The sequence below is a fragment of the Actinoplanes sp. CA-051413 genome (genome assembly GCF_050955795.1).
In the GTDB taxonomy this organism is placed as follows: domain Bacteria; phylum Actinomycetota; class Actinomycetes; order Mycobacteriales; family Micromonosporaceae; genus Actinoplanes.
The window spans coordinates 9,320,129-9,343,480 of record NZ_CP192100.1 but is presented as its reverse complement, the minus strand read 5'-3'; the positions used below and the strand labels follow the sequence as shown (position 1 = coordinate 9,343,480).

The following is a 23,352-nucleotide window of genomic DNA, read 5'->3' as shown; positions in this document are numbered from 1 at the left end:
TCAGTTTCGGCGGGTTCGCCGAATCACTTAGCCCCTGTTTCGGCTCAGGCCCGGATGTCGAGGCGGCTGTTGCCATTGGTGCGCGGGGGACTGGTCTCGGCCGGTACGGGAGCCGGTTCCGCGGTGTCGCCGCCGTTCCCGCCGCGGGTCCCGTTGTTGCTGCCCATGAACGCGAACTGCTGCCGCGCCTGGTCCTGGCCGGTGCCCTGACGCAGATCCAGCGAGGCGTTGCCGAAGCCGGACTGCTGGAGCTCGCGCCGCAGGTCGTCCAGGGCGTTGCGCAGCGACTCGTGGCCCGCGTCGGTCGAGCTGGACAGCTGCACGTTGATCTCACCGTTGCGGATCTCGGCGACGACCTGCACCGGGCCCAGATCGGCGGGGTGCAGGTTGACGGTGAGCCGGTGCACGCCGTCCGCGTCCAGCCGCAGCGGGATGATGCGGGCGGCGAGCTGGGTGGCCTGCGGGCTGGGTGCGGCCGGGGCCGGCGGCGGGGCGTCCGCCACCGGGGCGGTGGGTGCGGCGGGTGCGGCCGGGGCCACTCCGGCATTTCCGGGTACGGCGAAAGGCTGTTCGGTACCCGGTGCGGTGGTGGGCGGCGGCGGGGTGTTCGTACCGGTGCCCGGCTGTTGTCCGTCCGGGTTCTGCCCGGCGGTGTCGCCGCCGGTGCTCGCCTGTTCGCCGAGCGGAGGTGCCTCGGCCTGGGGGGCGTCGGTCGTGGCCGCGTCGGTCTTGGCAGCTTCGGTGTCGGTGATGGGAGTGTCGGCGGCCTGGGGAGCAGCCTCCGTGACCGGAGCAGTTGTGGTCTCCGGAGTGACGGCTGTGGTGGTGGCAGGTGGGGCTGCGGCGGGTGCCGGAGCTGCCGGATCGGCGCCCTCGGCCGCGACCTGCGTGGTGCTGGGTTCCACCGGGGTGGCAGGAGTGGCCGTGGCGGTCGGCTGCGCTTGCGGAGCCGGAGTCTGGGTGGCGTTGCTCGGGGCGGGTGCGGTCCCGGAGATGCCGGTCTGCGTGGCGGCCTCGCCCTCGGCCTGCGTCGAGGCGGTCACCTGCGCGCCGCCGGCCCCAGCCGCGCCAGCTCCAGCCGCGCCGCCGGTCCCAGCCGCGCCGCCGGTCCCAGCTGCGCCGCTGGCGTCGCCGGTCCCAGCCGCGCCGCCGGCGTCGGTCCCCGGCGTTGCCGGAGCGACCTGCGCCTGCCCGGCGGCCGCGGTGCTGGGGGTGGCGGTGCTGGGTGTGGGGGTGCTGGGTGTAGCGGTGCTGGGGGTGGCGGTGCCCGGTGTAGCGGTGCTGGGGGTGGCGGTGGATGCGGCTGTCGTTGCCGATGCAGCCGTGACGGCGGGTGTTGCCGTCGGCTCGGTGGTGACCGGTGCGGTCAGCACCGGGCCCATGGCGGGCAGCGCGGCCTGGGCCAGCACGGCCGGGGGTGTCGGCGGTACCGGCCCGGTGGTCTCGGTCTCCACCGGCTCGGTCTCCACCGGCTCGGTCTCCACTGACTCGGTGTCAGCTGACTCCGTCGCCACCGGCCGGGTTTCCCCGGCGGCGGCCTGCTCCCGGCGCGCGGCCTGCTGCCCCGCCGTGCCCTCGACCTCCTCGCGCTGCGGCCGGAGCTCGTCCGCCCGAGGCGGCGTGGGTCGAGCCTCCGGCTGCTCGGCGGCGGGCCGTTCGACAGTGGTGCGCTGCGCGGCCGGCCTGGCCGGTGACATCCGCTGCGGCGCGGCACGCTGGTCGGTGGCGCGGTTGGGCACAGCCCGGTGCTGGGCGGCGCGGTTCTGCAGCCGGGCGTCGACCGAGCGGGACTCGGCCTGCCCCAGCGCCGCCCGGTTCGCGGCCGCGGAACGGTGCAACGCGGCCTGGTCCTGCGCCCGCTGCTGCGCCGTCCGGCTCTGCGCCGCCTGGCTCGCCTGGTGCTGCCGCTGCCGGTCCGCGCGGTGCTGGGCCTGGTCCGCCGGGGCCCGGTCCAGTTCGGCCGAGAGCGCCGAACCGAAGGCGTCCGCGCCCTCACCCGCTCGGGGGCCCGTACGGCGCCCGGCGTCAGTCGTCGGTTTGCGGTCCGGCCCGGTGACGGAGCTCGTCATGCGGCGGTTCCCCTCTGAGTACGGCGCTCAGCCGAGCGCGGCCAGCGCCTTCTGGACCTTGGGCACGTACGCCTGGGTCTCCGCGAACGGCGGGATGCCCCCGTACTTGTGCACGTTGCCGCCGCCGGCGTTGTACGCGGCCAGCGCCAGCGGCAGCGACTTGAACTCCTTGAGGTGGCTGGAGAGCAGCTTCGCGGCACCGTTGATGGCCTGCTGCGGGTCGAACGAGTTGTCGACGCCGAGACCGCGCGCGGTGGCCGGCATGAGCTGCATCAGGCCCTGCGCGCCGGCCTTGCTGACGGCCTTGGGGTTGTAGCCGGACTCGACCTTGGCCACGGCGGCCAGCAGCTTCGGCGAGACGTCGTACTTCGCGCCCGCCTTGAGGAACATGTCCGCGTACGGGACGCCGGCCAGTGAGGTGGAGTTCTGCAGGCTGGCCGGGCGTACGGCGGCCGCGGCCCCGGCGCCGGTGGCGGCGCGGGCGGCGACGTCGGTGCCGACGACCCGGCGGATGTGGGTGGGCGTCTCGTAGACCGACTGGATCTTGACGTGGTCGCCGGGCTTGGGCGCCGCGATCATCTTGTTGTCGCCCACGTAGATGGCGACGTGGTCGACCGGCTTGTCGAAGGCCAGGATGTCGCCGGGCTTCGCGTCGCGCATGCTGTCGACCTTGGTGCCGGCCCGCGCCTGCTCGCCCGAGGTGCGCGGCAGGTCGATGCCGAGGTCCTTGTACGCCTTCTGCACCAGGGCCGAGCAGTCCAGCCCCTTGGCGGCGTTCGTGCTGCCGAAGGCGTACGGCGTGCCGAGGTACTTCTTCGCCGCGTCGACCACGGCCTGCCCGGTGACACCGGTGGTGCCCGTGGTGCCGGTGGCTTTGGTGAGTGCGTTGGCGAAGGCGGCATCCGGCGCGGCTGGTGGGGCGATCCCGAGCTGGGACTTGAGCTCGGAGATGCGGGACATGACTCCCTGGACACCAATCATGCGCGGCTCCCGTCGTCGGCGTTGCCCTCGTCGGTGAGTTCGGCGGCTTCGTCGTCGCGCTTAGCGGCAAGCGAAAGTGTGGCCCGGGCGGCGTCGATCGCCTGCCGGGCGTTCGCCAGGTCGACGGCGGGCCGCCGGGCGGCCACCGAGTTCGCGGTCTCCCGGGCGACGTCCTCCCGGTCGGCGGCGGTGCCGTTGCCGTGGCGCAGGGTGTTGGCCCGTTCCTCGCTGGTCGCGTCGATGCCCCGGGCCGCGTTGCGGGCCTTGGCCGTCACGGCCATCTCGTCGATGGCGAGCTGCTCGGTCCGCAGGTCGTGGGCCTTGACCGCCTCGGCGTGCCGTTCGGCCATCGACTCCACCGCCCGGCGCCGTTTGGCCGCGTCGGCCAGTTCGGCCTGCTTCTCCCGGGCCAGGTCCTCGGCGTCGGCGACCATCCGGTGCGCGCCGGACAGGGTGGCGGCCATCGACTGGCGGGCCACCATCGAGGCGACCATGGCCCGGGCGGTGCCCTCGGTCGGCGCGTCCGCGCCGGCCAGGTCGAGCTGACGGCGCTTGACGAGCGCCTGGGCGTCGCGGATCTCCTGGCGGGACTGGATGACAGCGCCCTTGGCGGCGTCCTCCTGAGCCTTGCGGGCCCGCAGGACGGGTCCGAGCCGGAACAGGCGATTCACGAGACCTCCCGATGCGTCGAGGCGACTCCCTCACTGTTCCGGTCGGCCCGGGCCCGGACCGGCTGAGCGCCTGCACCCGAGCTGCACCCGTCAGGAGGCGGCGATGAGCTGCCGCAGCGCCTGCCACGACTCGGCCGCGCCGGCCTTCTCGTCCAGGCCCTGGCGCAGGAAGGCGGTGATCTGCGGCCAGATCGCGGTGGCCCGGTCGGCGTCCGGATTCGTGCCGGGCACGTACGCGCCGATCTCGACCAGCTCGCGGACGTCGCGGTGGGCGGCCATCAGCCGGCGCAGCTCCGCGGCGTCGCTCTTCTGCTCCGGGGTGGTGATCCGGTTGGCCACCCGGGAGATCGAGTCGAGCGCCTGGATGCTCGGGAAGTGCCCGGCCGTGGCCAGCTTGCGGTCGAGCACGATGTGCCCGTCCAGGATCGAGCGGGCCGCGTCGGCGATCGGCTCGTTGTGGTCGTCGCCCTCGACCAGCACCGTGTAGAGGCCGGTGATGCTGCCCCGGGCGCCGGGCCCGGCCCGTTCCAGCAGCGAGGCGAGCATCGCGAAGACCGACGGCGGGTAACCGCGGGTGGCCGGCGGCTCGCCGACGGACAGGCCGACCTCGCGCTGGGCCATCGCCGCGCGGGTCACGCTGTCCATCATCATCAGCACGTCGCCGCCCTCGTCGCGGAAGTACTCGGCGATCCGGGTGGCGACCGAGCCGGCCCGCAGCCGGACCAGCGGCGGCGTGTCCGAGGTGGCGATCACCACCACCGAGCGGGCCAGCCCCTCGGGGCCGAGGTCGTGCTCGATGAACTCGCGGACCTCCCGGCCACGCTCGCCGACCAGCGCGACGACGTTCAGCTCGGCCGTGGTGCCCCGGGTGATCATGGACATCAGCGTGCTCTTGCCCACGCCCGAACCGGCGAAGATCCCGATGCGCTGGCCGCGGCCGCAGGGCACGAGCGTGTCGAGCACCCGTACGCCCAGCGGCATCGGCGCGTCGACCAGCTGGCGTTCCATCGCCGAGGGCGGGGCGGCCTCGATGCTGACCATCTCGCCCTTCAGCGGCGGGCCGCCGTCCATCGGGCGGCCCAGGCCGTCCAGGATGCGGCCGCGCAGATCCGGGCCGACCGCGACGCGCAGCGGACCGCCGGTGGAGACCACCGGGCTGCCGGTGCTCATGCCCGCGATCGGGCCCAGCGGCAGGCAGGAGAGGCGTTCACCGTCGATCGCGGCCACCTCGGCCAGCACGGCCTCGTCACCCTCGCCGATCTGCAGCAGTTCGCCGACCCGGGCCTCCAGCCCGCTGACGGTCACCCGCAGGCCGACCGCGCCGGTGACCTTGCCGCGGCTCAGCGGCTGGGCGGCGGTCAGGGCGGCGTTGATGCGATTACGGAAGACGTCGGTCACCGGTTGGGGCCTCTCACAGTCTCAGCGCGGCCCGCGCTCTCGCCACGGCGGCGGCGATGGAGGCGTCGACGGTCGTGGTGCCGGTTTCGGCCACCGCGTCGCCGAGGTGCAACGCCGGTTCGGGCCGCAGATGTACCGGCCGGCCCTCGTAGTTGTAGTCGGCGTCGGTTGCCGTACCGACGAGATTGCGGAAATCGTCGGGATGCAGGCTCACCACGATGTCGCCCTGCTCGGGCGCGGCGTTCATGGCCCGCCGCAGCGCGGCCGCGGCCCGGCCCTCCGGGTCGTCCATGGCCCGGCCGACGATGGCCTCGGCCAGCTCGAACGCGTGCGCCAGCACCGCCTCCTGCAGCTCGTGCAGGGTGGGCATCAGCTGGGTCTCCAGGTTGGTGACGGCCCGGCCCAGCGCGTTGACGGCCTGGGCCAGGGCGGCCGCACGACGCTGGTCGTGCGCCTGCTCCACGGCCCGGGCCCGCTCGGCGGCCGCCTCGGCGGCGAGCGCCGCGGCCCGCTGGCCCTGCGCCCACCCCTCGGCGTAACCGGTGGTCCGGGCCTGCTGCTTGGCCCGCTCGACCGGCGCGCTGTCCTCGGGTACGCCGCGGCGCAGGTCCACGCCGAAACGGGCCGCGGTGGCCGCCTCGGCGACGCTGCCCCGCAGCACCGGCCCGTCGTCAGTCGATGAGCTCATCGGCCTCGCCACCACGCTGGATCTCGATCTGGCCAGAGTCCTCCAACGCGCGGATCACCGCGACGATCTTGGTCTGCGCCTCCTCGACCATCTTGACCTTGACCGGGCCCATCAGGTCGATCTCCTCCAGCAGGTTCTCCCGGCCCCGCTCGGAGAGGTTCTGGGTGACCTTGTTGCGGACCTCCTCGGCCACGCCCTTGAGCGCGGTGGCGAGGTCGGAGGGCTCGACCTGGCGCAGCACCAATTGCACCGAGCGGTCGTCGAGGTTGACGATGTCCTCGAACATGAACATCCGCCGCCGGATCTCCTCGGCGATCTCCGGGTTGCGCGCCTCCAGGGCCTCGAGGATGAGGCGCTCGGTGGTGCGGTCGGCCCGGTTGATGATGTCGACCAGCGGGTCCAGGCCGCCGACGGTGGAGAGCTCGTCCGGCTGGAGCACGGTGGACAGCTTGCGCTGCAGAGCCACCTCCACCTGCCGGATCACGTCCGGCGAGGTGCGGTCCATGACGGCGATCCGGTGCGCGACGTCCGACTGCACCTCGGGCGCCAGCCCGGACAGGATCGAGCTGGCCAGCGCCGACGGGATGTGGGCCAGCACCAGCGCGATCGTCTGCGGGTGCTCGTACTGCACGTAGGAGAGCAGCTGCCGGGGGTCGGCGTGGCTGAGGAAGTTGAACGGCATGTCGGTCATCGAGGCCTGCAGCCGGTCCAGGATCAGCTGGGCCCGCTCGGTGCCCAGCGAGGCCTCCAGCAGCTCACGGGCGTAGGCCATGCCGCCGGCGCCGGCGTGCTTGGTGGTGGCCAGGGCGTAGAACTCGTCGATGACGTCGCCGACGACCTGCGGCTCCAGCTTGCCCAGCCGGGCGATCTCCGCGGAGATCTCCTCGACCTCGTTCTCCTTCATGTTGGCGAGCACCCGGGTCGAGTACTCCTTGCCCATCCGGACCATCAGGATGGCGGCCTTGCGCAGACCGGTCATCGACGTCGTGGTCAGCCCGGGTGTGGTCAACGCGGTTCCTCCTTGAACCAGGGGGTGGACATTGCGGGACGGCTACCGGGTGGCGGCGAGCCAGCCCCGCAGCAGCGCGGCCATCTCCTCGGGCTGGTCCTCGACCATCTGCTCGATCTCGCGCTGGCGCTCCTCGAGGGCTTCCAGGTCGGCGTTCGCCGCCTCGATCGCGGGCGAGGGGATCGCCGCGTTGAGCTGTGCCAGCCGCTGCTGCTCCAGCGCGGACTGCATGTCCTCGAGGTGCTTGAGCTCAGCCGGGGTCAGCGCCTTGCGCTTCTTGGCCCGCCGGCTGGCCCGCCAGGCGAGGAAGATCAGGAGCAGCACGACCAGGGCCATCGCCGCGGTCTTGATCAGGGAGGTCTGCTTGGCCGACTGCTCGGCGGCGGCGGACGCGGCCAGCGCGTCCTTGGCGGCGGTGGCGGCACTGGTGTCGAACGGCATGGCGCTGACCGCGATGGTGTCGCCGCGGGTGGCGTCGATCCCGGCCGCGGCGCTGACCAGCGCCTGCACGTCGGCGGAGTTCACCGCGCCGGCAGTCGTGCTGTCCAGCAAAACGGCCACGTTCAGCTTCTTGATGCTGCCCGGGGCACTCTTGCGGGCCTCGGTCGTCTTGTTGACGGCGTTGTTGCGCACGGTGTTGCTGTTCTCGTACTGCCCGGCGCCGTTGCTGCTGGTCGCGCCGTTGGGCACCTGGATGTTGTCCGGGCCGAGCACGCCGCCGGTGCCGTTGCCGTTGCCGTTGTACGCCTCGCGGCTGATGCTCTCCGACAACGCGGCGACGGACGGGTCCGAGGCGTAGCGCTCGGTGGTCGTCTCGGTCTGGTCGTAGTCGAGCTCGGCGGTCGTGGTCACCACGGCGTGGCCGGGTCCGACGACGCTGTCGAGCATGTTCTGCAGGGAGGAGTTGAGGCGGTTCTGGAAGGCGACGGTCTGTGACTCCGTACCGCTGTCACCGCCGGTGGCCACCGCGGCGCCGCCGCCGGTGGACAGGATCTTGCCGTCGGCGCCGGCCACGGTGACCTGCTCCGGGTCGAGACCCTCGACGCTCGACGCGACCAGGTGCACGATCGCGCGGACCTTCTCGGCCGTCAACGGCTTGTTCGCCGCGGACTGCACCAGCACCGAGGCGGTGGTCTTGTTCTGGTCGTCGGCGAAGACGTCCTTCTGCGGCAGCACCAGGTTGACCGTCGCCGCCTCCACGCCGTCGATCGACTTGATCGTGCTGGCCAGCTCACCCTGCAACGCCCGCTGGTAGTTCGTGTGCTGCATGAAGTCGCTGGTGGTGATGCCCTGCTGGTCCAGCAGCGCGTAGCCGGTGTCCGACTCGCCGGGCAGGCCCTCGCCGGACAGCTGCAGGCGCAGGTCGTACACCTGGTCCTTGGGCACCAGGATGGTGCTGCCGCCGTTGCTCAGCTCGTACGCCGTGCCGGTCTTCTGCAGCGACTCGACGATCGCGCTGGCGTCCTTGCTCGACAGGTTGCTGAACAGGGCGGAGTACGACGGCTTGGACGCCCAGGTGGCGAAGAAGTAGCCGCCGATGAGCAGAGCGAGCACAGCGGCGACGGTGACGGCCTTCTGTCCCGGGGTGAAGGACTTGAAGGTGTCACCGGCCTTGCGTACGGGCGCGGGGAGTCGGTCGCTCATGTCAGGCCTGCATCCTCATGATCTCCTGGAAGGCCTCCACAGCCTTGTTGCGGATCGCCATGGTCAGCTGCAGTCCCAGCGCGGCCTCGGTGGAGGCCATCGTGTACTGGGCGGGGTCCTGCAGCGTGCCGTTGGCGACCTGCACGGCCAGGTCCGAGGCCTTGGACTGCGAGGCCTGGACGCTCTCGAGGCCCTTGGAGAGCATGCCCGCGAAGTCGGTGTTCGGACCGGTGACAGCCTTGGTCGTGCCCGCGCCGTCGACACCGTCGACGCCGGAGACCGCGCCGATGCCGCTGAGGCCGCTGACCGCGCCGAGCGCGCTGATCGGAGAGGTCATGGTCAGCCCTTCCCGAGCTGGATCGCCGCTTGGTAGGACTCCCGGGCCCGGTCCACGACCGAGAGATTCGCCTGGTACGCGCGCTGCGCCATCATCAGCTGGGCCATCTGGCTGCCGAGGTCGATGTCCGGCCGGCGCACGTAGCCCTCGGTGTCGGCCATCGGGTTGTCCGGCTCGTACGCCAGCACACCCTCCGCGCTGCCGTACGCGATGCCGCCCACCTGGGCGCCGTTGCCGTCCTGGGCCTCCTGGGCGACGACGTAGCGCGCCTGGAAGGCCTTGTCGGACGTCTTGCTGACGTTGTCCATGTTGGCGATGTTGTCCGAGACGGCGTCCAGCCACTTGCGGTAGACGGTGACGCCGGATGCGGCGGTGCCGATCGCGTTGAAGGTGCTCATCTGGCTCAGGCCCCCTTGATCGCGTCGCGGATCAGTCCGTACTTGCCGTCGAGGGCGCGCAGCGTGAGCTGGTAGCGCATCGTCGTGTCGATGTGCGAGAGCGTCTCCTCGTCGAGGTTGACGTTGTTGCCGTTCAGGCGCGTCGGCTCCAGCGAGTTCTGCACGCTCGGCGAGACCGTCGAGGGCGACTGGCCGTGAGCGACGGCGCTGCTGAGCGCCTCCTCGAACTTGACCTTACGAGCCTGGTAGCCGGGGGTCTCGATATTGGAGATGTTGTTGGCGATGGCGTTCTGCCGAGCGGACAGGCCGGCCACTGCGACGCGGAGCGAGGACGATGCGACGTCGTCGAACACGGCAGTTCCCTTCTGCGGAGGAGGTGCCTGTCCCTGGCGATAGGTCGGAGCAATCCGTTGCTCGTACTCTCCGATTCGGCCCGTCGGCCGATCCGCTGAGTCCGAAACGGTTGCTGGTGGGTTGCACACAACAACCCGAGACCCCTGCCGGGGTCCCGGGTTGTGACAGAGCTGGTGCTGGTGGGTCAGATGGCGCAGTCGATGTAGGTGGGAATCCCTTTGCCGGCCGTGCCGACCTCCACCCGGGCGGCGAAGGCGGTCTGCCGCCGGTTGGCGGTGATCGCGAGGGCGGCCGCGCGCGCCGCCTCCAGCTGGCGGGTCAGGATGAAGTCGGCCCTCGGGCGGAGATCCAGCGGCAGCGGGCCGAGGCCCGGCGGTGGCGCCCACGGTGTCGCGGCCGGCAGCTCCTGGCTGCGGTGCTCCTCCGAGATCATTTTTTCCACGGCCTCGACGTCGGCCTCGAGCTCGTCGAGGGCGGCGATCCAGGCCTGGCGCCAGTCGTCGGCCATCAGGATCACCCCTCGGCCGCCGCCGCGGCCATGGCGGCCTCGCGCCAGGTGTCGCGCAGAGGCTCCATCAGTCCGCGGATGGCACTCACCTTGGTCACGTCGCCCCGCACGTTCGCGTTGACCAGTTCGGTCTCGACGAAGGTGTAGAGCGCGGCCAGGCCGGCAGCTCCGTCCCAGGCGTCGAGGTTCAGCGAGACGTGCAGCTCGGTGACGATGTCCTGGGCGTGCAGCAGGTGCGTGTTGGCCGCGGACCGGTTGCCGGCGGCCAGCGCCTCTTCGCCGCGGACCAGGTCCATCACCAGACGGTCGAAGAGCATCAGCAGCAGCTTGGCCGGCGAGGCCGTGGCAGCGACGTCGGCGAGGTAACGCTCACGCATGGCCGGTGAGAGGTTGGTCATGGAGTGCGCTCCGTTCAGCCGAGACCGGCGAGCTGACCCGCCAGCCAGGAGGATTGTTGCTGCATCTTGCCCAGGGCCACCTCGAGGGAGGAGAACTGCTTCTGCAGCGCGGTCCTGCGCAGCTCCAGCCGGACGTCCCACTCGCTGACCTGGTCGTTGAGGCTGGAGATGGTCTTGGTGTTGCGCTCCATCAGGGCCTGCATGGTGCCCTGCGGGGTCTTGTTGGGGTTGTCCGGGTCCTTCACGCCCTCGCTGGCGATCAGCGCCAGCGCCTCCAGCTTGCGGCCGAGCCCGTTCGCGGTGTCGAATCCCGGCTGGAAGGTTCCCTCCGTGCCGTTGCCCTTGGCGCTGGTGACGTCGGTGTACGAGTCGAAGAACTTCTCCGCCCGGGCCGGATCGGCCTTGTAGGTCTTCAGGAAGGCGTCCTTCACGAAGGCGAGCGTGCCGTCCCGGTTGATCGAGATGCCGACTTCCTTGAAGCTGGCCGTCGTGTCGTTCGCGCCGAGTCCGGGCGCGCCGCTCGAGACGGCGCCCAGGATGTCCTGGCGGAGCTTGCGGATCGCGGCGTCGCCCACGAGTGGGCCGGCGGCGGCGTCAGCAGACTTGATCTTGCTCTGCGAGGCGAGCTCGTTCAACACCACGTTGACGTTGTCGACCAGGGCCTGCACCTTGGTGGCGATGCCCTCGACGTCGGCACTGATGTCGACGGTGACCGGCGCGTCCCCCGGGGCCTGCGCCTTCGCGGCGGTGACGGTGACGCCCGGCAGAATGTCGGCGAAGGTGTTGGTCGTGGAGTTGATGGCGTAGGCGCCGTTGCCCTCGCCGACCGTCAGCACGGCGTCGCGGCCGTCGATCGTGACTGTGGAGGAACCGAGGTCGAGACCCTCGGGGAGAAGGTTGTCGATCTTCGCTGCCGCGTCCGCGCCGCTCTCCTTGGCGGTGAGCTGCAGGGTGTACCGGCCCGGCGCGATCTGGACGGCCGACGCCTTGTACGGCGCTTCCGCCTCGCCGTTGATGGCGGTCACGACCGCCTGCAGCGACCGGTCCGTCGGCGTGAGCGGCTTCTTCGTGCCGTCCTTGAGGTAGATGTCGAAGGAGTCGTTGCTCATCACCGGCGCCGCGTCGGCGTCGGTGATCGAGGTGACGGACGCGTCCTTGAACGTCTGCAGGCGGGTCGCGGCGAGCTGGTCGACGTGGAAGCTCAGCGAGCCGGCGGAAGCCCCGGACTGGGCCGAGATCGCCGCGGCGCTGGAGCTGGAGGTGGCCTTCATGCCGCCCCAGGTGTCGCTCTTGCCGAGCGCGCCGGCCGCGGCGGCGAGGCTGGACAGCCTGCTGTTCACGCTCTGGTAGGCGGTCACGACCTTGTTGACCGTGCTGACCTTGCTCTTCAGCGCCGTCTGCGGGGCCGCCTCGACCTGCATGAGCTGGTTGATCGTGTCCGTGGTGCTCATGCCACTGATCAGGCCGTCGATACTGGCCATCGCGCTGATCCCTCCGTCTGTGGGGCTGGAACTGGACGGGCGGCCGGCGATATCGCCGACCGCCCGTCTATTCGGTTGTCAGAGCCGTTGACTGAGCTGTTCCCGTGGTGATTCGCCGCGGGGTGCGACGCCTCACCGGCCGGATCAGCGCAGGAGGGACAGCACGCCCTGCTGCGACTGGTTGGCCTGGGACAGCATCGCGGTGCCGGCCTGGGTGAGGATCTGCGAACGGGTGTAGGACATCATTTCCTGCGCCATGTCCGTGTCACGGATCCGGCTCTCCGACGCCGACAGGTTCTCGACGGCGACGTTGGCGTTGGCGATGGTGTGCTCGAAGCGGTTCTGGTACGCACCGAGCTTCGCCCGTGCCGTCGACACCTGCTCGATCTTGGAGTCGATCAGGTTGACGGCGTTCTGGGCGTCCGCCGCCGTCTTGAACTGCATGCCGGCCGTGTTCGCGGTGAGGTCGTCGGCGACGCCGGTGGCCGCCGTGAACGTCACGTCCGCGGTGTCACCCGTCTTCGACGTCACGACCAGCTTGTTGTCCTTGTCCACCGACGCCGCGAACTTCTCCGCGAACCCGGAGTTGTTGTTCAGCGTGTCGGCCACGTCCTGGACGGTCTTGTGGTCGCCCGCGGTGCCGAGGTCGACGGTCACGTCCGGGTCGGCGCTGCCGGTGATGTTGAAGCTCATGTTGCCGGCGACGTCCGTCGGGGTCAGCACGTCGAAGGACTTCGAGTTGCCGCCCAGCTTGGCCGCGATGTCGGTGACGTCGATGGAGCTGAGGTCGACCGCGATCTGGCTGTTCGCGTCACCGTCGGCGCCGACCTGGAACTTCAGCGGCGTCGCGTTGCCGTTCAGCAGCTTGGTGCCGTTGAAGTTGGTCGAGTCGCCGATCCGCTTCAGCTCGTCGTTGAGGCTGGAGACCTCGGTGGCGATGTTGGCCCGGGCCTTGTCGTTGTTCGAGTCGTTACCGGCCTGCACGCCCAGGTCACGCATGCGCTGCAGGATCGAGTGCACCTCGTTGAGCGCACCCTCAGCGGTCTGCACCACCGAGACACCGTCCTGCGCGTTGCGGACGGCGACCTTGAGGCCACCGACCTGGCTGCGCAGACCCTCACTGATCGCCATACCCGCGGCGTCGTCGGCGGCCCGGTTGATCCGGAAGCCGGACGACAACTTCTCCAGCGACTTCGACATCTGGTTGTCGGAGACCGACAGGCTGCGGTAGGCGTTCTGGGCAGCGATGTTCTGGTTGATACGAAGACCCATTTGAATTTCCTCCTTGAGTGGGGTCCTGACCGGCCCGTCCGTGAGCCGTTGTGCTTACGCCATCAGTGATCGGTCGGCCACGGTGCGTCCTGAGGGGTATCCGAAGTTTGTTCAGAACTTCTTCCGGGGCCGGATCCGGCCGGGACCCGATTCGCAACCCGAAGGCGCTCAAGTCCTCAGAGACGCCCAGCGAGTGCCGACTTGTCCGGTGAAGCGGGAGGGACTCCTGCCGCGGGAGAGGAGGAGCCGGTGAGTCTGACTGACCTGTCCAGCGTCCTGTGGCGTGCGCGGGAGCTGTTGGAACTCCTGTTGTTCAAGCTCGAGGAGGAGCAGTTGCTGCTCGCCTCGAACCGGTCCCGCTGGCTCGCGCACGCCACCCGCGAGGTGGAGGTGGTGCTGGATCAGATCCGCCAGACCGAGGTCGTGCGGGCCGCCTACGCGCAAGGTGTCGCGGTGGAGCTCGGCCTCAACGCCGAGGCGTCCCTCGGGCAGCTCGCGGACGCGGCGCCGGCGCCCTGGTCGGACCTGCTGCACCAGCACCGCAAGGCGTTCCTGACGCTGACCTCGGAGATCGGGGCCATCGCGGAGTCCAACCGTGAGCTGCTGACCGCCGGTCAGCGCGCAGCTCGCGAAACCATGCTCGCGTTCGCCGGAACCGTGGAAACGTACAGCCCGCAAGGGAAAACCGTCAGCGGCGGCGTGCGCCGCCCCAGCCTGGTGGATGAGGCGATCTGATGGGCAGCAGTTTCGGCGGGATCAACACCGCACTGACCTCCCTCTACGCGCAGCGTCGCGGGCTGGACGTCACCGGTCAGAACATCGCGAACGCCAACACCGAGGGCTACACCCGGCAGCGGGTCGGCATGCAGTCCCAGGTCGGCTCCCTCTCGCCGGCCATGTACGCGAAGACCGACGGCCTCGGCACCGGCGTCGCCGTCTCGGACGTCCAGCGCCTGCGCGACGAGTACCTGGAGAACAGGGGCCGGACGGAGCACGGCGCGAGTTCGTACCTGAGCGCTCAGAGCGCGTCCTACACCTCGATCGAGGACGCCTTCGCCGAGCCGAGCGACACCGCCCTGGCGGCCCAGCTCCGCGACATGTGGGGTGGTTGGAACGACGTCTCCAACAACCCGCAGCTCTCCGCGCCCCGCTCGGCCCTGATCCAGCAGAGTGCCACGGTGGCCGACCAGCTGAACGCCGCCCAGGACTCGCTGTCCCGGCAGTGGAGCCAGGACCGCACCCAGATGGCGGCCTACGTCGACGACGTGAACGTGACGGCCGGGTCCATCGCCCAGCTCAACGACAGCATCATCATGGCCAACGCCTCCGGGCTGACGGTCAACGAGCTGGAGGACCGGCGGGATCTGCTGGCCATGAAGCTCTCCGAGCTCACCGGCGCCACCGCGGCGAAGCGGGAGAACGGCGGGATGGACGTCTTCATCGGCGGCTCCACCCTGGTCACCGGGACCACGACCCGCCAGCTCGACGTCACCGGCGCCAAGCGGCTGCAGGACCAGCTGACCGGCGGCGACCCGGTGCGGCTGGTCTGGAAGGACGACGTCGGCTCGACGGTCCAGGCCGGCGGCAAGATGGGCGCCTCCGTCGACACGATGACCACCATCATCCCGGGGCTGTCCGGCGACCTCACCTCGGTCACCGACAACCTGATCAACTCGGTCAACGCCAAGCACCGCGACGGTTTCAGCGTCGACGGCAGCACGGGTCTGGACTTCTTCGGCCGCAAGCCCGACGGCTCGGTCACCGTCCTGATCGAGGACCCGGACAAGGTGGCGGTCGCCGGCACCAACGGCACGCTGGACAACTCCGTGGCCGACGCCATCGCCGACATCGGCGACGCGGCCGACGGCCCGGACCGCGAGTACCAGTCGATGATCGGCCGGCTCGGGGTCTCCTCGCAGGGCTCCACCCGGCGGGCCGAGATCCAGGCCGTGGTGACCGAGCAGATCGACGCGGCGCGCGAGGGCGAGTCCGGGGTCAATCTCGACGAGGAGATGACCAACCTGCTCACCTACCAGCGCGGGTACGAAGCGGCGTCCCGGGTCCTGACCACGATCGATTCGATGCTCGACCAGCTCATCAACCGTACGGGCCTGGTCGGCAGGTAGGGGTAGACATGATCGGCGGCAGAGTCACCGAGGGCAGCATCCACACCCGGGTGCTGGCCAATCTCCAGCGCAACATCGCCAAGGGCGCGAAGATCCAGGACCAGCTGTCCAGCGGCAAGCAACTGAACCGGCCGTCGGACTCGCCGGCCGGCACGGTCTCGGCCCTGCAGTTGCGGGGCGAGACGCGCACCAGCCAGCAGTACACCCGCAACGCCGACGACGGCCTGGGCTGGCTCGGCACCCTGGAACAGACCCTGGGCAGCTCGTCGACCCTGGTCAACCGGGCCCGGGACCTGACCGTGCAGGGCCTGAACTCCACCACGAACGGGGCCCAGGCCAACGAGGCGCTGGCCACCGAGATCGACCAGATCCGCGAGTCGCTGGTGTCCTATGCGAACACCCGCTATCTCGATCGGCCGGTGTTCGGCGGTAACACCACCGAGCCGGTGGCCTATGACAAGGACGGCGGCTTCACCGGGAATGCGTACGACCCGGCCGATGCCTCGCGCACGAGTGTGTCGCGCACGGTCGGTTCCAATGTGAAAGTGCGGGTCGACATGACCGGCCCGGAGGCGTTCGGCGACAACACCGATGTCAGTGCCGACACCACCGGATTGTTCCGGGTCCTGGAAAACGTCTCGGCGCATCTGCGCTCCGGTGACAACGCCGCCCTGCAGCACGACCTCACCAGCCTCGACAAGGCCGGCAACAAACTGAAATCGGCCATTTCCGAGATCGGCTCACGATATAATCGGATTACGCAGATGAAGGAATCGGCCCAGGACCGCTTGTTGTCCGTGACCTCGCAGCTGTCGGACATCGAGGACATCGATCTGCCGAAAACCATCATGGATATGCAGCTTCAGCAGACCTCGTACCAGGCTGCCCTGGCCGCCACGGCCAAGGTTATTCAACCCTCGCTCATCGATTTCCTGAGGTGACCATGACTACTCGCACCGCGTCCCGACCGATTGGGGCATCCGTGACCGACACCGAGCTGAACATGCCGATCATCGACATGGCCGTTCCCATGCCCGGCTTTCCGGCCCATCGGCAATTCGTCCTGGTCCGGCTGAACGACAACGGCCTGCTCTACGCTTTCACGTCTGTCGATGACCCGAACCTGCGATTCCTCGTCGCCCCGCCGGAGCCGTTCTTCCCGGACTACGCGCCGGAGATCGAGAACGACGTCTTCGCCGCGCTGAACACCAAGGACCCGGACCGGCTGCTGGTCATGGTCGTCATCACCGCGGGCGTCCAGGAGACCACGGCCAATCTGCTGGCCCCGATCATCGTGGACCGGGACAGCCGCCGGGCCATGCAGGTCGTCCTGTCCGGCACTGACATGCCGGTGCGCGCCGTCATGCGCCAGGCGTACTGACGGACTCGCTCAGGTGTCCTGTCCACGGATGGAGAAGGGACTGCCGCGATGCTCGTGCTGACCAGGAGGGCCGGCGAGAGCGTGATGATCGGCGACGACGTCGTCGTGACCGTGCTCGAGACGCGCGGTGATGTCGTCCGGATCGGTATCAACGCCCCGCGCAGCGTCCAGGTGCACCGCGAAGAGGTGTACCAGGAGCTGCAGGCGGTCAACCGGGAAGCGGCGTCGCCCGACGAGGCGGCCGTCCGCGCGGTGACCGAGATGTTGCGTCCGGCCGGCGTCGAGCCGCCGGGCGACTGACCCTCCATTGTGGTACCAACCTGGGCCGGCTCCCTGTGGGAGTCCGGCCCGTTGGCCTGCCCGGCAACGGTTTCCGGGCCGGTCCGGCACCGCCGCCCGGGTGGACGGCGGCGCCGGGATCAGCGGATGGGCCGGGATCAGCGGATGGACAGGCCGCGGGTCTTGAAGAAGGCGATCGGGTCGACGGCGTTCTCCCGGGTCGCGGGCGCACCGGCGTGCACCTCGAAGTGCAGGTGCGGGCCGGAGGACGCGCCCGACGTGCCCACGTAGCCGAGGATCGCGCCGCGCGGGACGCTCTGGCCGACGGTGACCGCCGGGCGCCGCACCATGTGGCAGTACCGGGTCACCAGGTTGCCCTCGTGCTGGACCTCGACGTACCAGCCGCAGCCGCGCAGGGCGGAACTGCCGTCCACGTCGCAGCTTCCCTTGGAGACGTTGCAGACCACGCGGATGACGGTGCCGGCGGTGGCCGCGCGGATCGGCGTGTTGCGGGTGGCGCCGAGGTCGACGCCGTCGTGGGCTGGGCGGCCGGTGGTACGGAAGCCGCTGACCAGCCCGGCGGCGACGGGAAGCATCCAGGTGCCCGACACGGGCGGCAGCGGTACGGCCGACACCGGCGCGGCCGCGCTGCACTTGGGGATGGTGAAGGAGCCCCGCTGGACGTACGCGTCGGAGATGTAGCTGTTGTCGGCCAGGCGGTCCCAGTAGCCGGTGTTCGTCACGGTCCCGCTGATGAACTGCCCGGCGATCCGGCAGACGATCGAGACGGTGGCGCCGTTGCGGATGGTGCCGATCCGCGGGCTGCCCGCGGACGGGGCGCTGCGCGCGTTGAGCGGCGTTCCCCCGGTGACGACCTTGCCGGTGCCGGCGATCTTGGCCGCGGTGCCCGCCGCGGCGGCGGGAGCGGGGCTGAGGGTCAGTGTGCCGCCGACGGTGCCGACCGCGGCGAGCAGGGCGAGGGCGGTGCGCTGATGTCGTCGTTTCATGGGGTTTCCCTTCGGCCGTACGGGGACGCGCGCTCGTTCAGGCCAGGCTGCCGAGCGCGGGATGCCGGTTCCGGTGCTCCGCCAGTGCAGAACAGTTGCGGCAAATGGATAAAAACCGGCGCGGATGGGCCGATCCGCCTTGAAGATGGAATTACCGCCGCACCAGGAGCCCGGACGCTCGGGCACATGGTCGCCTTCGAGGGGGACGTAGATGTCGAGATTGACGGAAATGGGCATCGCCAAGCGTCTGACGCTTATCGTGCTCGTCGGTGTGCTGGCCCTGCTCGCCCTGGCCACGATCACGGTGCAGGGGCAGAACCGGGTCGTCAGCCAGTCCGACGACGTACGCACGCTGGAGGCCTGCCTCGGGGCGTTGAACCACCTCGACACCCGGCAGAGTGAGCTCAAGGTCGACGCGTACCGGTCGGCCCTCAAGCACGACGTCACCCAGGACGTCGCCGACGACGTGGTCTCGGCCACCGAGGCAGCCGACGGGGTCGAGTCGTGCGGGCTGACCGGTGCCCTGGCCACCGAGTTCGGCGGGATCCGGCCGGACGTCAACGACTTCGGCACCTTCATCACCGGCTTCGTCCAGCAGTCCCTGACCCCGGGCGCGACCGCCGCCCCGAACACCGATCAGATCGCCGAGCGCAACCACGCCGTGGACGACCAGCTCGGGGCCCTGAACGAGAAGGTGACGGCCTCCGCCCAGGAGGAGCGCGCCGTCATGGCCGACGCGGTGAGCGACACCAAGCGGGCGGCCTGGATCGTCGGTCTCGTCGGGCTGCTCCTGCTGATCGGGCTGTCCATTCCCCTCGCCCGGTCGATCCTGCGCCCGGTACAGCGGCTCGGCGAGATCATCGAGGCCCTGCAGCAGGGTGACCTGACCCGGCGCAGCGGCATCACGACCCGGGACGAGCTCGGCCGGATGGCCACCGGGCTGGACGCCGCCGTCGAGTCGATCCACCGCTCGCTCACCACCATCGGCCAGGAGGCCGAGACCCTGGCCAGCTCGGCGACCGAGCTGTCGGCCGTGGCCGGGCAGATCGCCGACGCCGCCCACGACACCGACGCGCAGACCTCCTCGGCGTCGAGCGAGGCCGAGGAGATCTCCCGCAACGTGCAGACGGTGGCCGCGGGCTCCGAGGAGATGGGCCTGAGCATCCGGGAGATCTCGCGCAACACCAGCGAGGCCGCGCAGATCGCCGCGGTCGCCGTGTCCGAGGCCGCGCAGGCCACGGAGACGATCCGGCAGCTCGGTGAGTCCTCGGCGGAGATCGGCAACGTGATCAAGCTGATCACCTCGATCGCCGAGCAGACCAACCTGCTGGCGCTGAACGCGACCATCGAGGCGGCCCGGGCCGGCGACGCGGGCAAGGGCTTTGCCGTGGTGGCCAGCGAGGTCAAGGACCTGGCCCAGGAGACCGCGCGAGCCACCGAGGACATCGGTTCCCGGGTGAACGCGATCCAGCAGGACACCAGCGGCGCGGTCGATGTGATCAGCCGGATCAGCGAGGTCATCGCCAAGATCAATGACTTCCAGACGACGATCGCGAGCGCCGTCGAGGAGCAGACCGCGACCACCGGCGAGATGAGCCGCAGCATCGGCGAGGTGGCGTCGGGCAGCAGCCGGATCGCCGCGAACATCTCCGACGTCTCCACCGCCAGCGCCACCGCTGTGCACGGCGTCACCCAGACCCGGCAGGCCAGCGAAGAGGTGGCCCGGACAGCCGAGCAACTGCGCACTCTGGTGGGCGCTTTCCGGCTCTGACCGGACGCACCCTGACTGCACCTGGCGCGGCCCCGGTCCACAACACCGGGGCCGCACCGTAATCCCCAGGGCGAGAAGAGCTCGTCCGGCGGGAATCGGTCTCGGGAGTCATCGTGGGTGCAGAGCGTGAATCGGTCATGGACGGCACCACCCTCGCCACGCCGGCGTCCGCCCTTGATCTGCGGGCCGACGCCCACGTGCACACGGGGTTCGCGGCGGGCCGGGACAGCGTGGGCCTGATCGTCTCCGCCGCCGACCACGCCGGGCTGACCTCCGTCACCTTCGCCGACCAGGTGGGGCCCGAGACGACGTGGCTGCCCGCGTACGCGGACACCATCCGCCGGGCCCGCCGGCGCACCGAGCTGAACCTGCGCATCGCCGCCGAGGTCGAGGTCGTCCAGCGCGACGGCTGGCTGGCCTGGCCGGGGGACCTGGGGCACCTCGAGGCGGTGTCGGTGGCCGTGTCTAGGCTGCCGCTGGCCTCCGGCCCGGCGCTCCCGCGTGATGTGCGGGCCCAGCTCGCCACCGGTGAACTCACCCCGGAGCAGGTCGCCGAGATCGTGGTGACGGCGACGATCAAGGGCATGGACCGGGCCTCCCGGTACGCGCCGGCGCAGCTCGCCCGGCCGCTGAGCCTGCTGAGCCAGGTCGGCATCGACGAGTCGGCGGTGACCCGGGACATGCTGGCAGCGCTCGCCACCGCCTGCCTCGTCACCGGTACGGCGGTCGAGATCAGTGAGGCCTGGCGCGGCCCGTCGCCGCTGGTGGCGGCCACGCTGCGGGAGGCTGGTGTGTCCCTGGTGGCGGCGAGTGACGCCCGGTACGCCGGCGAGGTCGGCCAGTGGCAGTACCTGCGCCGGGTCTGATCGGAAACCGGCCGCAGCCTGTAATCGCGTACGTACTCTCAGTCATGCCAGCACTTCAGCATGGGAGAGATGCCATGAGTATGGTTCAGCAGGCCGTCGAGATCGGTGCCCCACTGCACGCGGTGTACGAGCAGATCGCGACGTTCGAGAACTATCCGCGGTTCATGACCGGTGTGCAGCGGGTGACCCGGATCGGCGACGACCAGACCCACTGGATCATGGACGTCGAGGGCCATCGCCGGGAGTTCGACGCCCAGATCACCGAGCGCTCCCTGGACGAGCGGGTCTCCTGGGCGACCACCGAGGGACCGCTGCTCGCCGAGACGATCACGTTGCGGCCGATGGGTGAGACCCGGACCCAGATCGTCGCCCAGCTCGAGGCCGACGTGGCCTTCCTGCTGCCCAGCGACCGGCACGGTCAGGAGACCCTGCGCCGGCGGCTCAAGGCCGACCTGGACACCTTCAAGGGCCTGATCGAGACCGGCAAGCTGGGTGACCTGCAGCTGCGCGGGGCGAGCTCGAAGCAGCTCGCCGGCGTGCCGGCCAACCCGGCGTCACCGGCCTCGGTCGCCGCCCGGGCCCGGGGCGGCCGGCCGCATCCCGGGGCCGGCTGGGGCACCAGCGCCGGCGAGTTCAGCAACGCCAACGCGGGCACCGACGTGGACATCACCTCGGCCCCGGGCATCACCAGCGCCGCCGACCTGGACGACGTGCTGGCCCCCGGCCGCCGGATCGGCGGCTCGCGGTCGGTGAGCGGCGGCGCCGCCCCGATGGGCGGCCGGTCGATGGGCTCCCGCGACGTCCGCGGCGACGGCATCATCCACGAGGAGGAACGCGGCGGCGACCACGACTGGTGACGCCGGCTCACCGCGCCGATTCGAACGTCACCACCAGACGGGCACCCCGGGGCTCGGCCCGCTCATAGCGGACCGAGCCCCGGTTGGCTTCCACCAGGTGCCGCACGATGAACAGGCCCAGCCCGGCGCCGCGCATGAACCGGTCGAAGAGCTGCGGCACCAGCTCCTCGGGGATCCCCGCGCCGCGGTCCTGCACCACCAGCTCGATCGACTCCCCGGCGGGGCAGGCGCTGACCACCAGTGGCGGATCGCCGTACTTCAGGGCGTTGCCCAGCAGGTTGTGCACCACGTGCCAGAGGTGCTGGCGGTCGGCCAGCGCGGCCAGGTCCTCGTCGATCTCGATCGCCACGTCCGCCCCGCACTTGAGCTCCGCCGCCACCGCCGTGACGACCTCCCGCACCGGCACCGGGGTCCGCCGCGCGGTGACCGCCCCGGTGTCCAGCCGGAACAGCAGCTGCAGGTCGTTCATCATCTTGACGAGCCGCCGGGTGTTCTTGTCGATCTTCGTGGTCAGCTCGAGGCGGGTGTCCTCGTCCAGCTCGGCCCAGTCGGCGCTGAGCAGCTCGGAGAGGCTCGCGATGGAGCTGATCGGCTGGGCCACGTCGTGGGTCAGCATCGAGGTCAGGTCGTTCTTGAAGGCCAGCGCCGCGGCCAGCCGCGCGTTCGACTCCCGCAACTGCTCGTTGCTGCGTTCCAGCTCGCCGGCCCGCTCCCGGAGCTCGTCGGCGACCCGCTTGCGGTCGGTGATGTCGACGTAGGTGGCCACGTAGGCCCGGGGCCGCCCGTCGGCGTCGGGGATGGGCGCCATGGTGGCCAGCACCGGGATGTCCGTGCCGTCGGCGTGCCGGACCAGCCAGTCGCCGGTCCCGGCCGGCGGCAGCGGGGCCGGATCCGGGGCGAGCGGCTCGCTGTGCCCGGTCAGCTCCCGCCAGCGCCGGTTGACGTCGATCACCCGGTGGTTGGCGTCGAGCACCATCACTGCCTCGTTCATCGACTGCAGCAGCGTGTCCGCGAACTCCCGGCGCTCGCGCAGTTCGGCGACCAGCTCCCGCTGCTGGCGGTCGGCGCCCTCCAGCGAGCGGACCAGGAAGCCGATCAGGGCCAGCACGGCGAGTGCGGCCAGGATCGCGCCGGTGCTGATCGCGGCCGCGGGCCGGCTGATCCCGGTGCGCACCGCCAGCGCGCTGATCAGCGCGGCGACCACCGGTACGGCGATCACCGCGGGCAGCGTGTGCCGGATCTTGGTGCCGGGTCCGGCGGCCGCCGCGGTACGCAACGGACCGGCTTCCGGCCGCGCGAGGATGGCCCCCAGCGCCAGCGTGAGCAGGGCGCCGGCGTCGTACGGCGTCATCACACTGTCCGGCCCACCGCCGTCCGGAAAGGTCGGCGCGAACATCCGCGGCACGAGCGCGACCAGCGCGATGATCGTGGCCCCGGCCAGCAGGGGATCGGCGATCCGGAACCGGGACTGCTCACCGGGCCGGCGGATCCGTACGTCGATGCAGGTCAGGGCGAGCCCGGTCAGCAGGGTGGCGACGGCCGCCGCCGGATGCCGGGCCAGGGCGGCGGCTCCCAGCAGAGCGGCCACGCCGGCCAGGACGTACGCGGTGACGCGCGACACCGGCGTCGACCGGGTCGGTGCCAGCAGAAGCAGAGCGAGCCCGGCGGCCAGCAGTGCGGCCGCCGGGCTCGACGTCAGGGTGTTCTTTCCAGCGGACGAGGTGAGCAGGTTCAGGGCGCCGAAGACGGCCACCGCGACACCGGCGCACCCGGCGAGGATCCGGGACAGCCTGCCCACGTCCTGCGCCGCGATCTGCACCGGTGGAACCCCTCTAAATATGGGCGTTTCCGCCCAAG

Annotated in this window: 24 protein-coding genes; 8 read left to right on the top strand and 16 right to left on the bottom strand. The window is 70.7% G+C overall.

Annotated features, from left to right (window positions below):
* Nucleotides 1–44: 44 nt before the first annotated feature.
* The 14 genes from ACQP2Y_RS44055 to ACQP2Y_RS43990 form a co-directional block, all read right to left on the bottom strand.
* Entirely contained in the window at nt 45–2,069 is a 2,025-nt protein-coding gene (locus ACQP2Y_RS44055) for a flagellar hook-length control protein FliK (protein WP_433722525.1), read from the bottom strand.
* Nucleotides 2,070–2,096: 27 nt separating this feature from the next.
* Nucleotides 2,097–3,050 carry a transglycosylase SLT domain-containing protein gene (locus ACQP2Y_RS44050; protein ID WP_433722523.1) on the bottom strand — a complete coding sequence of 318 codons (954 nt, stop codon included), beginning with the start codon at nt 3,048–3,050 and terminating at the stop codon, nt 2,097–2,099.
* Nucleotides 3,047–3,721, bottom strand: coding sequence for a flagellar export protein FliJ (locus ACQP2Y_RS44045; RefSeq protein WP_433722521.1), 675 nt, complete (start codon nt 3,719–3,721; stop codon nt 3,047–3,049). The genes ACQP2Y_RS44050 and ACQP2Y_RS44045 overlap by 4 nt, the downstream gene beginning before the upstream one ends.
* 90 nt (nt 3,722–3,811) lie before the next feature.
* Nucleotides 3,812–5,119, bottom strand: coding sequence for a FliI/YscN family ATPase (locus tag ACQP2Y_RS44040; protein WP_433722519.1), 1,308 nt, complete (start codon nt 5,117–5,119; stop codon nt 3,812–3,814).
* A 13-nt stretch (nt 5,120–5,132) separates the two neighbouring features.
* A complete protein-coding gene (locus ACQP2Y_RS44035; protein WP_433722517.1) occupies nt 5,133–5,807 on the bottom strand; it encodes a FliH/SctL family protein in 675 nt (224 codons plus the stop codon).
* Entirely contained in the window at nt 5,791–6,816 is a 1,026-nt protein-coding gene (gene fliG / locus ACQP2Y_RS44030; protein WP_360545739.1) for a flagellar motor switch protein FliG, read from the bottom strand. The genes ACQP2Y_RS44035 and fliG overlap by 17 nt, the downstream gene beginning before the upstream one ends.
* Nucleotides 6,817–6,858: 42 nt before the next feature.
* Nucleotides 6,859–8,460, bottom strand: coding sequence for a flagellar basal-body MS-ring/collar protein FliF (fliF, locus tag ACQP2Y_RS44025; protein WP_433722514.1), 1,602 nt, complete (start codon nt 8,458–8,460; stop codon nt 6,859–6,861).
* Between the two features lies 1 nt (nt 8,461).
* The gene (gene fliE, locus ACQP2Y_RS44020; RefSeq protein WP_433722512.1) at nt 8,462–8,797 is read right to left on the bottom strand and encodes a flagellar hook-basal body complex protein FliE; all 336 of its coding nucleotides are present in this window, start codon (nt 8,795–8,797) and stop codon (nt 8,462–8,464) included.
* Between the two features lie 2 nt (nt 8,798–8,799).
* The gene (locus ACQP2Y_RS44015; RefSeq protein WP_360545733.1) at nt 8,800–9,195 is read right to left on the bottom strand and encodes a flagellar basal body rod protein FlgC; all 396 of its coding nucleotides are present in this window, start codon (nt 9,193–9,195) and stop codon (nt 8,800–8,802) included.
* Between the two features lie 5 nt (nt 9,196–9,200).
* Complete coding sequence (flgB, locus tag ACQP2Y_RS44010; protein ID WP_360545731.1) at nt 9,201–9,548, bottom strand: flagellar basal body rod protein FlgB; 348 nt, start codon at nt 9,546–9,548, stop codon at nt 9,201–9,203.
* 185 nt (nt 9,549–9,733) lie between these two features.
* On the bottom strand, nt 9,734–10,057 hold the full coding sequence (locus ACQP2Y_RS44005) for a hypothetical protein (protein ID WP_360817874.1): 324 nt from the start codon (nt 10,055–10,057) through the stop codon (nt 9,734–9,736).
* 5 nt (nt 10,058–10,062) lie between these two features.
* Complete coding sequence (fliS, locus tag ACQP2Y_RS44000; protein WP_433722509.1) at nt 10,063–10,455, bottom strand: flagellar export chaperone FliS; 393 nt, start codon at nt 10,453–10,455, stop codon at nt 10,063–10,065.
* A 14-nt stretch (nt 10,456–10,469) separates the two neighbouring features.
* A complete protein-coding gene (gene fliD / locus ACQP2Y_RS43995; protein WP_433722507.1) occupies nt 10,470–11,936 on the bottom strand; it encodes a flagellar filament capping protein FliD in 1,467 nt (488 codons plus the stop codon).
* Between the two features lie 144 nt (nt 11,937–12,080).
* Nucleotides 12,081–13,208: a flagellin gene (locus tag ACQP2Y_RS43990; RefSeq protein ID WP_433722505.1), complete on the bottom strand. Its 1,128-nt coding sequence runs from the start codon at nt 13,206–13,208 to the stop codon at nt 12,081–12,083.
* A gap of 249 nt (nt 13,209–13,457) precedes the next feature.
* On the opposite strand from ACQP2Y_RS43990, the gene flgN reads away from it, so the two are divergent.
* Genes flgN through csrA form a run of 5 tightly spaced genes read left to right on the top strand, consistent with a single transcriptional unit; the run spans nt 13,458 to nt 17,015 of the window.
* Entirely contained in the window at nt 13,458–13,943 is a 486-nt protein-coding gene (gene flgN, locus ACQP2Y_RS43985) for a flagellar export chaperone FlgN (RefSeq protein WP_360545721.1), read from the top strand.
* On the top strand, nt 13,943–15,334 hold the full coding sequence (gene flgK / locus ACQP2Y_RS43980; RefSeq protein ID WP_433722503.1) for a flagellar hook-associated protein FlgK: 1,392 nt from the start codon (nt 13,943–13,945) through the stop codon (nt 15,332–15,334). Before flgN ends, flgK begins: the two co-directional genes overlap by 1 nt.
* An 8-nt stretch (nt 15,335–15,342) precedes the next feature.
* Complete coding sequence (locus tag ACQP2Y_RS43975) at nt 15,343–16,275, top strand: flagellin (protein ID WP_433722501.1); 933 nt, start codon at nt 15,343–15,345, stop codon at nt 16,273–16,275.
* A gap of 41 nt (nt 16,276–16,316) precedes the next feature.
* On the top strand, nt 16,317–16,715 hold the full coding sequence (gene fliW, locus ACQP2Y_RS43970; RefSeq protein ID WP_433722499.1) for a flagellar assembly protein FliW: 399 nt from the start codon (nt 16,317–16,319) through the stop codon (nt 16,713–16,715).
* 48 nt (nt 16,716–16,763) lie between these two features.
* Nucleotides 16,764–17,015 (top strand): carbon storage regulator CsrA, encoded by a 252-nt coding sequence (gene csrA, locus ACQP2Y_RS43965; RefSeq protein ID WP_433722497.1) that lies wholly within the window; start codon nt 16,764–16,766, stop codon nt 17,013–17,015.
* Nucleotides 17,016–17,152: 137 nt separating this feature from the next.
* Here the strand turns inward: csrA and ACQP2Y_RS43960 are convergent, their stop codons facing one another.
* Nucleotides 17,153–18,001: a peptidoglycan DD-metalloendopeptidase family protein gene (locus tag ACQP2Y_RS43960; RefSeq protein WP_433722495.1), complete on the bottom strand. Its 849-nt coding sequence runs from the start codon at nt 17,999–18,001 to the stop codon at nt 17,153–17,155.
* Nucleotides 18,002–18,212: 211 nt separating this feature from the next.
* Here ACQP2Y_RS43960 and ACQP2Y_RS43955 point away from each other — a divergent pair, with 211 nt between their 5' ends.
* The 3 genes from ACQP2Y_RS43955 (at nt 18,213) to ACQP2Y_RS43945 (ending at nt 21,495) form a co-directional block, all read left to right on the top strand.
* Nucleotides 18,213–19,772 carry a methyl-accepting chemotaxis protein gene (locus ACQP2Y_RS43955; protein WP_433722493.1) on the top strand — a complete coding sequence of 520 codons (1,560 nt, stop codon included), beginning with the start codon at nt 18,213–18,215 and terminating at the stop codon, nt 19,770–19,772.
* A 113-nt stretch (nt 19,773–19,885) separates the two neighbouring features.
* Nucleotides 19,886–20,638, top strand: coding sequence for a hydrolase (locus ACQP2Y_RS43950; protein WP_433722491.1), 753 nt, complete (start codon nt 19,886–19,888; stop codon nt 20,636–20,638).
* A 74-nt stretch (nt 20,639–20,712) separates the two neighbouring features.
* Nucleotides 20,713–21,495, top strand: coding sequence for an SRPBCC family protein (locus tag ACQP2Y_RS43945; protein ID WP_433722489.1), 783 nt, complete (start codon nt 20,713–20,715; stop codon nt 21,493–21,495).
* Between the two features lie 7 nt (nt 21,496–21,502).
* On the opposite strand, the gene ACQP2Y_RS43940 is transcribed toward ACQP2Y_RS43945, so the two are convergent.
* Nucleotides 21,503–23,314, bottom strand: a complete 1,812-nt coding sequence (locus ACQP2Y_RS43940; RefSeq protein ID WP_433722487.1) for a PAS domain-containing sensor histidine kinase — start codon at nt 23,312–23,314, stop codon at nt 21,503–21,505.
* Between the last annotated feature and the right edge of the window lie 38 nt (nt 23,315–23,352).